The 13133-nt window shown below is 30.4% G+C and carries 15 protein-coding genes, 1 pseudogene and 1 riboswitch; of the genes and pseudogenes, 13 read left to right on the plus strand and 3 right to left on the minus strand.

The window, feature by feature from the left end:
* Positions 1 to 168 precede the first annotated feature (168 nt).
* The 7 genes from spx to deoC all read left to right on the plus strand — a co-directional run bounded on the left by spx (position 169) and on the right by deoC (position 6373).
* Positions 169 to 570, plus strand: a complete 402-nt coding sequence (gene spx / locus CAB05_RS19625; RefSeq protein ID WP_088003376.1) for a transcriptional regulator Spx — start codon at positions 169 to 171, stop codon at positions 568 to 570.
* Positions 571 to 839: 269 nt separating this feature from the next.
* The gene (locus tag CAB05_RS19630) at positions 840 to 2909 is read left to right on the plus strand and encodes a BglG family transcription antiterminator (RefSeq protein WP_088003379.1); all 2070 of its coding nucleotides are present in this window, start codon (positions 840 to 842) and stop codon (positions 2907 to 2909) included.
* Entirely contained in the window at positions 2906 to 3175 is a 270-nt protein-coding gene (locus CAB05_RS19635) for a PTS sugar transporter subunit IIB (protein ID WP_088003382.1), read from the plus strand. The genes CAB05_RS19630 and CAB05_RS19635 overlap by 4 nt, the downstream gene beginning before the upstream one ends.
* Positions 3176 to 3207: 32 nt before the next feature.
* Positions 3208 to 4476, plus strand: a complete 1269-nt coding sequence (gene ulaA / locus CAB05_RS19640) for a PTS ascorbate transporter subunit IIC (protein WP_088003386.1) — start codon at positions 3208 to 3210, stop codon at positions 4474 to 4476.
* Positions 4477 to 4589: 113 nt separating this feature from the next.
* A complete protein-coding gene (locus CAB05_RS19645; RefSeq protein WP_088003389.1) occupies positions 4590 to 4877 on the plus strand; it encodes an AbrB/MazE/SpoVT family DNA-binding domain-containing protein in 288 nt (95 codons plus the stop codon).
* 326 nt (positions 4878 to 5203) lie between these two features.
* The gene (locus CAB05_RS22245) at positions 5204 to 5377 is read left to right on the plus strand and encodes a hypothetical protein (protein ID WP_158093315.1); all 174 of its coding nucleotides are present in this window, start codon (positions 5204 to 5206) and stop codon (positions 5375 to 5377) included.
* Positions 5378 to 5701: 324 nt separating this feature from the next.
* Positions 5702 to 6373: a deoxyribose-phosphate aldolase gene (gene deoC, locus CAB05_RS19650; RefSeq protein WP_088003392.1), complete on the plus strand. Its 672-nt coding sequence runs from the start codon at positions 5702 to 5704 to the stop codon at positions 6371 to 6373.
* Between the two features lie 221 nt (positions 6374 to 6594).
* Here the strand turns inward: deoC and CAB05_RS22710 are convergent, their stop codons facing one another.
* The gene (locus CAB05_RS22710; RefSeq protein WP_328588944.1) at positions 6595 to 6702 is read right to left on the minus strand and encodes a putative holin-like toxin; all 108 of its coding nucleotides are present in this window, start codon (positions 6700 to 6702) and stop codon (positions 6595 to 6597) included.
* Between the two features lie 203 nt (positions 6703 to 6905).
* On the opposite strand from CAB05_RS22710, the gene CAB05_RS19655 reads away from it, so the two are divergent.
* The 5 genes from CAB05_RS19655 (at position 6906) to CAB05_RS19675 (ending at position 9805) form a co-directional block, all read left to right on the plus strand.
* The gene (locus CAB05_RS19655; RefSeq protein ID WP_088003395.1) at positions 6906 to 7469 is read left to right on the plus strand and encodes a TetR/AcrR family transcriptional regulator; all 564 of its coding nucleotides are present in this window, start codon (positions 6906 to 6908) and stop codon (positions 7467 to 7469) included.
* A 235-nt stretch (positions 7470 to 7704) separates the two neighbouring features.
* Complete coding sequence (locus tag CAB05_RS19660) at positions 7705 to 8019, plus strand: iron-sulfur cluster biosynthesis family protein (RefSeq protein ID WP_235821567.1); 315 nt, start codon at positions 7705 to 7707, stop codon at positions 8017 to 8019.
* Between the two features lie 156 nt (positions 8020 to 8175).
* Positions 8176 to 8853 (plus strand): ribose-5-phosphate isomerase RpiA, encoded by a 678-nt coding sequence (rpiA, locus tag CAB05_RS19665; protein WP_088003401.1) that lies wholly within the window; start codon positions 8176 to 8178, stop codon positions 8851 to 8853.
* A 138-nt stretch (positions 8854 to 8991) separates the two neighbouring features.
* Positions 8992 to 9249 carry a hypothetical protein gene (locus tag CAB05_RS19670; protein ID WP_088003404.1) on the plus strand — a complete coding sequence of 86 codons (258 nt, stop codon included), beginning with the start codon at positions 8992 to 8994 and terminating at the stop codon, positions 9247 to 9249.
* A complete protein-coding gene (locus tag CAB05_RS19675; protein WP_088003407.1) occupies positions 9239 to 9805 on the plus strand; it encodes a nucleotidyltransferase family protein in 567 nt (188 codons plus the stop codon). Before CAB05_RS19670 ends, CAB05_RS19675 begins: the two co-directional genes overlap by 11 nt.
* 138 nt (positions 9806 to 9943) lie before the next feature.
* Here the strand turns inward: CAB05_RS19675 and CAB05_RS19680 are convergent, their stop codons facing one another.
* Both CAB05_RS19680 and CAB05_RS19685 read right to left on the minus strand, forming a co-directional pair.
* Positions 9944 to 10645, minus strand: a complete 702-nt coding sequence (locus CAB05_RS19680) for a hypothetical protein (protein WP_088003411.1) — start codon at positions 10643 to 10645, stop codon at positions 9944 to 9946.
* A gap of 576 nt (positions 10646 to 11221) precedes the next feature.
* A pseudogene (locus CAB05_RS19685) lies at positions 11222 to 11689 on the minus strand (tyrosine-type recombinase/integrase); the annotation flags it as partial.
* A gap of 124 nt (positions 11690 to 11813) precedes the next feature.
* Positions 11814 to 11901: riboswitch (cyclic di-GMP riboswitch) on the plus strand.
* Between the two features lie 423 nt (positions 11902 to 12324).
* Between CAB05_RS19685 and CAB05_RS19690 the strand changes: the two are divergent.
* The gene (locus tag CAB05_RS19690; protein ID WP_088003414.1) at positions 12325 to 12873 is read left to right on the plus strand and encodes a hypothetical protein; all 549 of its coding nucleotides are present in this window, start codon (positions 12325 to 12327) and stop codon (positions 12871 to 12873) included.
* Positions 12874 to 13133 lie beyond the last annotated feature (260 nt).

Raw genomic sequence — 13133 nt, forward strand, 5'->3', positions numbered from 1 at the left:
ATTTATCCTATGACTATTTGTACTATCATAATCAATCATCTCCTATCCGAATTTTATATGTTATATACTTTTATGAAGTTATTAGAGGTTTGTTTTATTTGAAAAATTTTAATTAAAGATACATCTTAGTATCTATCTCTAGAATTAAAAAGGAAGGAATTATTAACCTTGATTATCTTGTATCATACAAATACTAGATCTTGTAAAAAAGCAAAAAAGTGGCTAGAGATGCATAATATTTCTTATGTTGATCGGAATATTCACGTTAAACATTTAAGTGTTGAGGAAATTATCTCTATACTACGAACAAATGATACTGGAACAGAAGGACTTATATCTACTAGATCAGCTGTTTTTCAAAAACTAAAGATTGATTTAAATACAATACCGCTTAAAGAATTAATCGGTTTAATACATGAGCATTCGGATTTAATAAGAACACCGATTATTTTGGACCATAAAAGGATTAACGTAGGCTTCAAAGAAGATGATATCAGGTGCTTCTTGCCGCGAAATTTACGGATGATTGAGTTTGAAAAACAAATCAAAAATCTATTGCAACTGAATTGATAATGTCTAAACAGATTCTTATTTGGTGAGTAGAAATTGAGATTAAAATTGTTTTTTTGAAGAAACTCAATAGAGTTTCTTTTTTTATAGTTAATTTATCTTCAAAAATTAAAGAGTTTAATTGATTCGTATTTTAATAGTCTTACTGATTCTTTGATTCTTAGACAATGAGTCTATTTTTGTGCAGTTTTCAAAACAATAAACGGTTTCAAAAACGATACTGTATTAAATATAAATAATGTACTGTATGGATAAGGAGGAAAAAAGGGATGTTCCTAGATGAACGAAGCGCAAGCCTACTACAATTATTAATTCAAAACTCTTCTACTCATACAATGTCCGAACTTGAGATGCAAACAGGTTTAACTAGAAGACAGTTACAGTATGGGATTAGCAAAGTTAATAATTGGCTTACATCTAATGGTTATAGGCCCGTAGCTTTTGAAAGAAAGGTTGGCTATTTTCTGCCAGATCCTATTCGGGAAGAGGATATACCGTCAAAACTTACTAAAAAAACATATGTATTTTCTGAATCCGAACGAGAAAAAGTTTTTTTACTAATGATTTTATTAAACAGTGAGACACTATCTATTTTCCACTTTCAAAGTATTACTGGCGTATCTCGTACTACTGTATTGAAAGATCTAAGTCAAATTAAGGGAAAGATAGAATTATTACAACTCCAAATACAATACTCTAAGCAAAATGGTTATGAAATAAAAGGTGACAATAGTATAAAAAGATTTTTAGTTGAACAACTAATTTACGATGTGCTGCATAGTGATAACGCTAATCTGATTATTGAATGTATCTGGGGATTTCATTCAGAACAAATTAGAAACGTAGAAGTTCTATTAGAAGAGATAGAGAAACATTTAGATATAACATTCACTGATGAACGTTTACAGGAGTTAGTTTTCTTAATTCTTTGTACCGACCAGTTACTTGTAAAAGGTGAAACAATCGAAAATAATCATAGTTGGAACCAGCTAAATTCAACCATCGAATTTAAAATGGTTAAGAAAATGACACAGTCTGAAGTATTCGAGGGCTCGTGGAATCAAACTGAACAATTATATGTGACCTTACATTTATTAAGTAAAAACCGGACAAAAGATATATCTCCTTTTAAAGAAGATAGAGTCATAGAAGATGTATTAAGAGAGATTATTGAAGAGTTTGAAAGATTGGCATTTGTCCATTTAAAAGATAAAGAATTGTTGTTTCAACAGCTATATATACATTTCAGGCCAGCATATTATCGAATCATGTATAGCATTTCATCAAATAATCCATTAACTAAAAAAGTAAAAAAAATATATCCAGAATTGTTTCATCTTACCAAAAAATCCTTGAGACCGATAGAGAAGTTATTAGGATTTTCTATGTTAGAAGACGAAGTGGCATATTTTACAATCCATTTCGGTGGCTGGCTTCGTAGACAGGGAACAAGATTAGACGAGCGAAAAAGAGCAATTGTAGTTTGCCCAAATGGAATTGGAATAAGCAATATTTTAGTAAGCACTTTAAGGGAACTATTCCCGGATATTTTATTCTTAGATGTATTATCAATTAGAGATATGGCCAATTACTCAATTCAATATGATTTAGTTTTCTCAACAGTACATCTTAGAACAAAATTACCTTTATATGTGATTCCACCTATTTTAGATATTCAAGAAAAGCAAAAGTTACGCCAAAAAGTAATGCATGAGTTATATGGTTTCATGCCACATCAAATGGAGATATCGGCGTTACTGCAAATAATATCTCAATTCGCAACAATTCGAGAACCGATTAAGCTTGAGAAATCATTACAATCTTACATTAACAATCAAACACAAAATATTAATAAGTTTTCGATGGAGGAGGCAGAAAAACCCGTGTTAAAAGAATTGCTTACATTAGAAACAATCCAACTAAAACCAAGAGTTTCTGACTGGAGGGAAAGTATTAGTTTAGCAGCTAAGCCTCTAGTTGAATTAGGTACGATTGAGGAGAGATATGTGGATGCTATGATTGAATCCATTGAAATCAATGGGCCATACGTAGTCATTACACCAGGAGTAGCAATCCCACATTCAAGACCTGAAAAAGGAGTACGTTCTCTATCAATGAGTCTATTAAAGTTGGATGAAGAAGTTGAATTTTCTCCTGATAAAAAAGTTCGACTTATCATTGTACTTGCTGCTGCAGATAGTGAATCACATTTACGTGCATTAGTACAACTAACAGGATTACTAAATGAACCATCAAATATTGAAGATATTTTAAATAGTGAAGATCCCTCAACAATTGTAAATTATATAAATAAATATTCGGAGGAAGAAACAATATGAAAAAAATTATGGTAGTGTGTGGTAACGGATTAGGTAGTAGTTTCATCATGGAAATCAATGTGAAAAAAGCTTTGACAGAAATGGGTAAAACTGCGGAAGTAGATCATACAGATTTAGCTTCTGCAAGAACTGTTCAAGCAGATATTTTTATTGGCGCTGCAGATATAGTTGGCCAGTTAGCTGATGGGAAGCGTACCATTGTCACTTTAGAAAATATGATGAGCATTCCTGAAATAAAGTCAAAAATAGAAAATCTAATCAATTAACATACGATTACAGACAAAGGGGGTAAAAATCTATGTTAGAAATAATCATGAAGGATATCTTAGGTGTTCCTTCCATACTAGTGGGTTTATTTGCTTTTATTGGATTATTGTTACAACGCAAGTCATCAGCTGATATCGTATCTGGTACTTTAAAAACTGTAATGGGATTTATCATTATTGGTGCTGGTGCTGGAGTTCTGATCGGAGCTCTTGATATTTTTAGTAAAATGTTCAATCACGCTTTTCATGTTCAAGGTGTTATTCCTAATAATGAGGCAATCGTGGCTGCAGCACAAAGTAAGTTTGGTACTTCAACTGCACTAATTATGGTATTTGGGATGATTGTTAATATTATTTTGGCTCGTTTTACTCGTTTCAAATATATCTTTTTAACGGGTCATCATACTTTATTTATGGCATGTTTAATTGCTGTTACATTATCAGTAGGCGGATTACATGGGGTTACTTTAATTATTGTAGGTGCTATTATTTTAGGATTATGTATGGTTATCTTCCCTGCTATTTTACAACCTTATGTAAAACAAATCACTGGAAGTGATGATTTTGCAATTGGACATTTTGGAACAATTGGCTACTTTGTTTCAGCAAACATTGGAAAATGGTTTGGCAATAAAAATAAAACAACTGAGGAAATTAAAGTTCCTAAATCACTAGGATTCTTAAGAGATACATCCGTAGCTGTCTCTCTGACAATGACTTTATTTTTTATCATAGTTGCACTATTTACTGGTCAAAAATATATTGAATCTACATTATCTGGCGGTTCAAATTATATTGTATTCTCATTTATGCAAGCGATTACTTTCGCTGCAGGTGTCTATATCATTCTAGCTGGTGTACGTATGTTAATTGCGGAAATCGTACCAGCATTTAAAGGAATTGCGGAGAAAATTGCTCCAGATACAAAACCAGCTTTAGATTGTCCGACAGTATTTCCATTTGCACCAAACGCTGTAATAATTGGATTTCTTTTCAGTTTCATTGCGGGTCTAATTTCAATGTTTTTATTACCAGTATTGGGATTGAAAGTAATCGTTCCAGGTCTTGTGCCACATTTCTTTACAGGAGCTGCAGCTGGCGTTTTTGGAAATGTTACCGGAGGACGTCGTGGTGCAATTTTAGGATCATTTGCAAATGGGTTAATTATTAGCTTCTTACCAGCAATTTTATTAGTACTATTAGGAAATGTCGGCTTCGAAGGTACAACTTTTGGTGATGCTGATTTCGGTGTAGTTGGTATATTAATCTTAAGTATTATGAAACTATTTGGCTTGGCATAACAGCTAGATTCATAAGTATAGATCGAATTCTTAAAAGATAGTGTCCATCTCAGATGGACACTATTTTAATGAGTAAGTTTTGACAAAATTTAATTAAATAGAAAGGAGTAAAAATGAATAAAAGTAACTATTTAAGAAAAGTTGATGAATTAGGGCGTATTGTTATACCAAAAGAAATAAGAAAAAGGTTTAATATTTTAGAAAGAGATCAATTGGAAATTAAAGTTTCTAATAAGAAAATTATTATTGAGAAGTACGAATTCCCAATTAGCGCTTGTATGATTACAAATCAGGAATCGAAAGAAAACTTAACATTAGCTGATGGGAAAATCATTTTAAGTAAATTAGGTGCAGAAATACTAAGAAATGAATTAGAAGTACTCTTAAGCTCTAAAAAATAAGTAAATCGTTGCCAAACATTTACTTTTATCTTTATAGGTATTCTCCTCTTAGAAAAATTTATAACTATATATATAAATCTTTCAACATACCATCTTCCTTAGACTAGACATCCCTGTATTTTTGATTTCGTTAGTAGTAAAAAATGAATATAAACAGTACTTCACTTGTTTTAACATAGAAAGCCATATATTGGTATTAATTAATAATTGAATTAATACAGACTAGTCTGTATACTACAAATATAGGATAGCAATTTCCTATTAATGTGTAGAATGATTAGCTTTTTTTATAAATTTAATCCTGAAAAAAGGGAGGGCTTATTCTTATGAAAGATCAAAAAGTAAACAAAAATCAAATTGATTATCAACGTGAGGTAATAAAAGATGAATTAATTCAAAATGAAACAAGTTATATGAAGCCATCTAATGTACGGTTAAATACAAGAAAAGCAATTAGATTTGACATAAAAATGAATAGTAGACTTTTAAATAAAAGATAAATGATTAGTTTAATGAAGCAGATTTAAAGGATAAAAATGATTACTGTTTGAACAACAGTAATCATTTTTAAATTTATTTAGAAAGATATCCATTTAAAAATACAACAATGGATGGGCAAAAAAGTATAGTATTGGATGGTTTAAAGTTTCTTGTATTTCTTATAATGAAGTTGTGGAAACAATCCATGGATTCATAAAGTAAAATAATATATTTTAAGTGATTCGTGATTTACTTTACTTTTTTGTATAATTTCTTGCTATGAAATATAGATTTGAACTGTGGAATAAAGTGAAAAATAAACTAAATGTAAGGTGGTAAATAAATTGGAATTTGCAAACATAATTGATCATACATTACTAGCACCAGAAACAGATGAAGTAGGAATCATAGACTTATGCTATGAGGCAATGGAATATGAATTTGCTTCTGTGTGTGTAAATCCTTCTTGGGTAAAATTATCTGCAAAACTTTTAAGTAAATCGAATGTAAATGTGTGTACTGTAATAGGATTTCCTTTAGGATCAAATACAACTGAATCAAAAGTATTTGAAACAAAGAATGCTATTGAAAATGGGGCCGATGAGATCGATATGGTTCTTAACATAGGCGCATTGAAAGGTGAAAATTATGAATTAGTAGAAAAAGATATTCATTCTGTAGTGGAAGCCGCAAAAGGAAAGGCATTAGTGAAAGTGATCATTGAAGCATGTCTCTTAACTGATGAAGAAATAAAAATTGCTTGCGAATTATCAGTAAAAGCAGGAGCTGACTATGTAAAGACATCAACTGGCTTCTCCTTACATGGAGCAACTCTAAAAGATGTTGCGCTAATGAGAGAAACAGTAGGAAAATCTATCGGAGTAAAGGCCTCTGGTGGTGTTCGAAGCATTGATGATATTAAAGCTATGGTTGAAGCAGGTGCAACACGAATAGGTACTAGTTCAGCTATTAATATTTTGAACGGAAAATTGAATTTAAATTCAATTAAATATTAACGCGAAGAAAACTCTGACAAGAAAATCAATCAATTCAAGTTAAATTTTGTCTAAGAATAAACCTTTTTGTATTAATTTCAATCAAATTGATGAATAAATCTTTTTATAATTATGATATACTAAGTTTATAATAAAAAAGAGCTTGGTGCGCTAACACCAAACTCAGTACTACACCCGTAGCGATACGGCTGACAAATTAATGTCCTTTGGGCAAAGGACGGTTACTTCTTCTTAGAAGTAAGACTGATGATGGCAACGATTAAGCTAATAAGCGAGATCGTTGCCATTACGCATTCTAGCATTAAACTTAAAGCATCATGCACCGTCATAGGCTTCACCCCCTTTCAACGAAGGGTAGGTCAGCCGCATTCCCAATTATGTAGTAACTAAATTATACCATTTTTCGACGAATTTTTTCTAAGAAATTTAAGAAAAATTCGTTTCCTGTTCAATTAAATGCAAGTTTATAACACTATGCGACTTGAAGTTATACAAACCTGTATGTATAATTAGTGGAAAAAGGAGTGAAAATATGAGAAAAACCCTTCGTACACACATCTTAAAAGTAGCTTCGGAACTATTTAATAATAATGGGATACAAGCAACAGGTGTTGATAAAATAGTAGCTGAAGCTGATGTAGCAAAAATGACTTTATATAAACATTTTCCATCTAAGGATGATTTAGTAATCGCTTATCTAAATAAAAAAGATGAAGAGTGGAGATCAGCTTTAGAACAAACTGTAAATGAAAATGGTAATACCCCAGTAGAAAAAATACTGGCAATATTTGACTACTTAGATACTTGGTTTAAAGGTTCAGATTTTCAAGGATGTACATTTATTAATACGGCTGCAGAATTTAGTGGTATTACACATCCATTCCATGAACAATCAGCAGAACATAAAAAACTTTTACTTCAATATTTAGTTAATTTAGTTAAGGATACAGGTATCAAAGAATACGAGGAAGCATCTGACATATTATACTTCATCATTGAAGGTGCAATCGTAACCGAGCTGATTCATCGTAAAGGAGATTCAGCTATAAAAGCACGTGAAGGTGCAAAGAGATTTATTAACAGTTATATCAATTAACAAAGAAGCATGCTTAAATAGTATGCTTCTTATTTTTTTGCTCTTTGCGAATTTCAATCCTAATAAAATGTAAAAGCGAATAAATAACTTGAAAATATACAGACTTGTATGTATACTGATGTTGTGGTTGTAAAGTACATCGTATAAAATTAAGGACAAAATTGATAAATACATTTTAGGTCATCGTTTAAATAAATATTATTTTTGATTAAGGATAAAAAGGGGGAAACTGAAAATGAATATTACAATAACTGAACATGCTAAAAATCAATTAGATCAACTTGTTGGTAAAAGTCCTAATCATAAAGTTTTTTTACATTATGAAATGGGGGGCTGCGGAAGCCCATTAGATGGTGTTTTAAGGATTAAATTAATAAAATCAATTGATGGTTTACATCAGATTCAGTCAAATGGGATGACTATTTATATAAATAAGAACACTATAAACTTTTTGGATGATGATTTAGTAATAGATTATACAGATGGTTTTCATATTAAAAGCTCAAATCAAATTTATAGTTATAAAATAGGGATAGAAATCGAAGCTTAACGCTTCTTAAATAAATAACAATTTATGAGTTTAACTGGATGTAAAAAGAGATGTTATTAATTCAACATCTCTCTTTTTATTTAAGTAAAACAACTATTATAGATTAAATTGATGATCTAAAGAACGGAAAACAAATTAACTAAATGAGGTGTAGGAATGGAAAGTAAAAAATTGGCTGGTGAGAAGGCAGTTGAGTACATTAAAGATGGAATGATCGTCGGGCTAGGAACTGGTTCAACTGTTTATTGGACCATTTTAAAAATTGGCGAATTAATAAAACAAGGTTTAAAAATACATGGTGTACCCACTTCAAAAGATACTGAACAACTAGCTGTTAAAATGGGAATTCCTTTATTAAATCTTTCAGAATTAAGCAAGATTGATCTTACAATTGATGGAGCAGATGAGGTAAACCCGAGATTTGATCTAATTAAAGGCGGTGGAGGGGCGTTATTACGTGAAAAAATGATTGCGTCCATATCCGAGCGATTTGTTGTAGTAGCTGATGAGACAAAGTATGTTACGACACTTGGTAAATTCCCCTTACCAGTCGAGGTCACTCAGTTTGGATGGGAAATCACAAAAAAACAGATCGAAAGAATGGGTCAAATCAATCCGCAATTACGTCTAAAAGACAATGCACCTTATATAACTGATAACGGTAATTTTATTCTAGATTGTTATATGAATACGATTGAAAAGCCAGAAGTATTGTCTGTTCAATTAAATATGATCCCAGGGGTTGTCGAGAATGGGCTTTTTGTTAATATGGCTGATACTGTTATTATAGGTGGGAGTAATGGTGAGATTGAGATTAAGCATAATACTATTTAGTAGTGAAGGACGTAAACTTGTTTAATAGTAAATGGTAATATAAAATATGCAAAGAGTATGATGCTCCTTGTATATTTTTTATTTTTTTAAAAGGATTGGCAATTCAATTGTAGAATATCAAATAATGAGGTGAGTGCTATGAGAAACTTTTCTTATGAAGAATTACAAAAAAGACTACAAAATATAAGTAGTGAAGTTGATAATCAGGTCCGAGACTTTTCGAATCTAACTGTAGATGAAGAATGGTCAAGAAAACGTACTCGTGCACGAACTTTAGATGAACAAAAAGCCTTGGATTTTGCATGCCGTGGTTATATCCGAAACTTAATGAAAGAAGGAAAGATTATTTATATAAATACTCCAGGCGAACGGAGGATGAAGATTGATGGATTATAATCAATATATAAATGAATTAAATGCGTTGATTACAAAGTCAAAACCAGAGCGAATGATTCAATTTTCAGCAATCTTCACAGAAATCCTTGAGAAAAATGGAGTAACAAAGCCAATCGTCGTTGGTGGTCTGTCACTTGAAATTTATACTAGCAATAATTACACAACTTATGATATTGATTTTGTTTTATCAGGCAGAGATAAAGCTGGGGAAATTTTAACGAACCTAGGTTTTAATCAATCAGGTAAGGATTGGTATCATCCTAAACTTGGAATATCAGTAGAGATTCCCGATAACTCACTTGATGGTGATGAAAGCAAAGTAACAAAACTTGATGTTGGTAATCGATATATCTACCTAATAAGTATTGAAGATATACTCATACATAGACTACAGTCGGCAGTAGCTACTAATAATCAAGTGGATCGTGAATGGGGATTTCGTCTACTAGTAATCTATCACGAAGATCTAGATATCCCTTATATTGAAAGTCAATTATCTTATTATAAAGAACAAGAAGAGTTTCAAACATGGAAAAATAATCTTAAATTAGAATAGTGATACTTGTTATATGACCGAATTTGTTGAATCACAAAACAGATACAGCCGATTTCCATTTTTAAAGGAAATCGGCTATTATTTTTTGATATAATTATAATATAGGGTTAGAAATAGTTTATTTATTCATTTTGCAATTTACTTAAAGTATAATTTGGCTTTTAATTGTTTAATTTTATTTTGTTTTACTTGTAATTTTTCTTCAGATGTCTTTTTAATTTTTTCAATTTCATGTTTTACATCGAAATATATATCAACCTGATCATCATATTTTTTTTGAGCATCATTTAAGTATCCCATGTTTTCATTCCATTTGAAAATATCATCTTCTTTCATATATCTCAGTAGCTCTTTTGAATAACCAGAAAGGTCAGATGCTGCATCAACTCTTCGCTCAGATTCTAATTTAATATCCTCAAATAAATTTTTAATGGAATCATTGTTTGTATCAGGTTCAAATGATGTAATAAATTCATTTGAAGCTTCCTCGTATTTAAAAGCATATAGGTAAAGTTTATTCAATTCTTGGGCATATTTGATGCCAATTCCATTAGTTTTTTCCTCTGTAGCCAGTGTCTCTCTTGCAGAATCGCTAATCTTTGCATAGTCTTTAATATTTTGTAAGGTATTTACTTCCTCAAAACTGTTAATTGCATTTATATCTTTTTTAAGCGTTTTTACATCACTACTCAAATTTTCCACTTGATTCTTAATTTTATTTTGATTCATAAAGAGTATTATTCCTACCACTAACACTATCAATGCTACGCTAGAAATAATATAAATACCAATATTATTCTTGTTATTGGTGGGGTTTGGTTTGATGATTTCTTGTTCCAATTAAATCACTCCTTTAAATTTAATGTAAAAATTATCCAATTGTGTATATACTTTTTATCGGTAACAATACCTATATTTTGAAATGAAATTAATTGGTTAATTTGACATAATAATACATCAGTTAATTTTATTTGATATAACAATATACCTAGTAGGTGATTATTTTTTTATAGAACGGATGATTTTTATAAAATTCAAGTCTGTAAAAAGTCCATACGAGTATGATTTGCAGATTAAATATACATTTTCAAAGCAAGTAGCTTGCCCTAAAATAGTCCCTCATTGAAGTGCTAAGATTAACAACATAGAACTATAGTAATTAGAAGATAGTGTATGTGATTTTATTAGAGCTTAAATAATATATGAAAACATTCTGTTTTATAAAAACAGATGCCATAGATCGTTATATTTGTGAATCTATTCACTTAAACAAAATGGCAGTATAGTTTAAATGTAAAGTTTCTCAAATGGGTGCGTATTTTAATATTGCAAAACCTAATTTCATCCGCGGTTTTTACGAATAAACAAATTTTTTAAAGAAACGGAGAAATTTATTAGACCATTTTAATCCCTATATTAAAAGAATTTACTATAATGCTCATGACGTTGTTTTCCACTTAGTTCGGCATAAATACGTGTTGTTTCACTTTTTTCATGACCTAATAAACTTTGGATTACTTCAAGAGGAGCACCATTATCCATTTAATGAGTTGCATAACTGTGTCTAAGTTGGTGTGGTGAAATTTCTTTATTAAACTCGGAACGTAAAGAAACATTTTTAATGATATATCGTGTTTGTGCGATGCTTAATCTATGTGGGGCTCTATCTGTTACAAATAATGCGGCATCTTCGTCTTTTTGCTCATTTAAATATCTATTTAACCAAATTTCAGATCGAACATTGAAGTAAACTTCTCTTTCTTTATAACCTTTCCCTCGTACAATAACTGAGTTATTAGACCAATTTGTATCACTTCTATTAATTAATACAATTTCACCGATCCTACATCCTGATGAATACATAAATTCAATTAATACATGTTGCTATTACTAACGTTTTTTATAAATAAATTTGAAAACATAGTAATATAGTTGGGTTTTGTGGAAAAATGTTAATTTTTGTAAAAATATGTTATATAGTATAAAAGTAGTGAAAATTTTTAATATTTCCGTAAAAAGGCAAACTTTCTGAAAGGGAAGGACGCAAAGTCACAGGTCTAAATCAGTATTGCTGATATGATGGCTGGGTTACCGTAGAACTATACGACAACACGAACACTCCTTTTGAACCGTTCTATTCACCTAGCTTTGCATGGTTATTTTACGGTTTGAAAGGAGTTTTTTGCGGTAAATACTAAATGATTTTAGAATGCTGTTTTAGAAATTTGTATAAGGAGATAATCATGAGTGGTTCTCAAATTTTTACTTAGTGACGTTTTTTGTTAAAGAGATAAGTCCTTCATTTTCTTTCAATTCATAACCTTTAGCAATTTGTTCGTAGTTAAATTGAGTATGATTAAATATGAAGTAGCAGAGTATAATTCTTGTTTTAGATAAACTGGAACATTTGGCACTCAAAAATGAAGAGAAGTATTCCCCTTGTTATAAAATTTGGCGTAAATAATTTATCTATTTAATGTAAATTTAAAGGAATTTATATAATTTTAGGAGCGATTAATATGAAAAAGAAACTTGCTTTCCTTATGTCATTAATGACTACAATTTTAATATTTGGCTTGTTCCCTTCTATGACTTCACAAGCAAAGCAGCCAAGTTATTTAATGGATGTGAAAAAAGATTACTTATATGGTGGACCTGGTGAAACCTCGGTTTACCATACATATTCGTTTGTTGGTAAAGACACAACTGGTAAATTTAAAGGATTCAATAATTGGAAACAAACATTTGTTTACCCAGATCAAACTATTGAATATACACATTATGAAAAAGAAACAAACAAAGGTTTATTTTATGATAATAATATTGCTCTTCCATACCCGATAAAAAAAGGAGCAAGATGGACTGTAAATGGGAAAAAGTATTCGATTTCATCAATTAATAAGACGATAAAAGTACCTGCTGGGACATTTAAAAATGTAATTGAAGTAAAAATTGTTACTGATCTTGGTTCTGCATATCGTTACTACGCACAAAATGTAGGTTTAATTATGACTTTTGCTGAAGGTAGAATAATGAGTGAATTAAAAGAAGTTAAGGCTAAAAAATAATCTTAAAACAATGGTACAAATGATAAACATATTAACCTTAGGTATTTTATTAGGCGGTAAACATATACCTTTTTTCTATCTAAAACTGAATACTAGAACAGCAAGTATGAACTAGATTCTATGGCATAAGAGGACTTTATTTTGAATCTAGAATTTTAAATAATTCTACTAACCTTAATTAAATTTAAAAATTGTAAAAATATGGTATTGTTAAAAGGAGAACTCATAAGGCTTTTCAAAAAAAATAACTTAATAAAATT

This window comes from Gottfriedia solisilvae, from assembly GCF_002128405.1.
GTDB lineage: Bacteria > Bacillota > Bacilli > Bacillales > Bacillaceae_G > Gottfriedia > Gottfriedia solisilvae.

Coding starts and splice junctions, on each gene's coding strand:
- CAB05_RS19630 (WP_088003379.1), top strand. CDS start 840: ATGTTCCTAGATGAACGAAGCGCAAGCCTACTACAATTATTAATTCAA.
- CAB05_RS19635 (WP_088003382.1), top strand. CDS start 2,906: ATGAAAAAAATTATGGTAGTGTGTGGTAACGGATTAGGTAGTAGTTTC.
- ulaA (WP_088003386.1), top strand. CDS start 3,208: ATGTTAGAAATAATCATGAAGGATATCTTAGGTGTTCCTTCCATACTA.
- CAB05_RS19645 (WP_088003389.1), top strand. CDS start 4,590: ATGAATAAAAGTAACTATTTAAGAAAAGTTGATGAATTAGGGCGTATT.
- CAB05_RS22245 (WP_158093315.1), top strand. CDS start 5,204: ATGAAAGATCAAAAAGTAAACAAAAATCAAATTGATTATCAACGTGAG.
- CAB05_RS22710 (WP_328588944.1), bottom strand. CDS start 6,702: ATGACGGTGCATGATGCTTTAAGTTTAATGCTAGAATGCGTAATGGCA.
- CAB05_RS19655 (WP_088003395.1), top strand. CDS start 6,906: ATGAGAAAAACCCTTCGTACACACATCTTAAAAGTAGCTTCGGAACTA.
- CAB05_RS19660 (WP_235821567.1), top strand. CDS start 7,705: ATGAATATTACAATAACTGAACATGCTAAAAATCAATTAGATCAACTT.
- rpiA (WP_088003401.1), top strand. CDS start 8,176: ATGGAAAGTAAAAAATTGGCTGGTGAGAAGGCAGTTGAGTACATTAAA.
- CAB05_RS19670 (WP_088003404.1), top strand. CDS start 8,992: ATGAGAAACTTTTCTTATGAAGAATTACAAAAAAGACTACAAAATATA.
- CAB05_RS19675 (WP_088003407.1), top strand. CDS start 9,239: ATGGATTATAATCAATATATAAATGAATTAAATGCGTTGATTACAAAG.
- CAB05_RS19690 (WP_088003414.1), top strand. CDS start 12,325: ATGAAAAAGAAACTTGCTTTCCTTATGTCATTAATGACTACAATTTTA.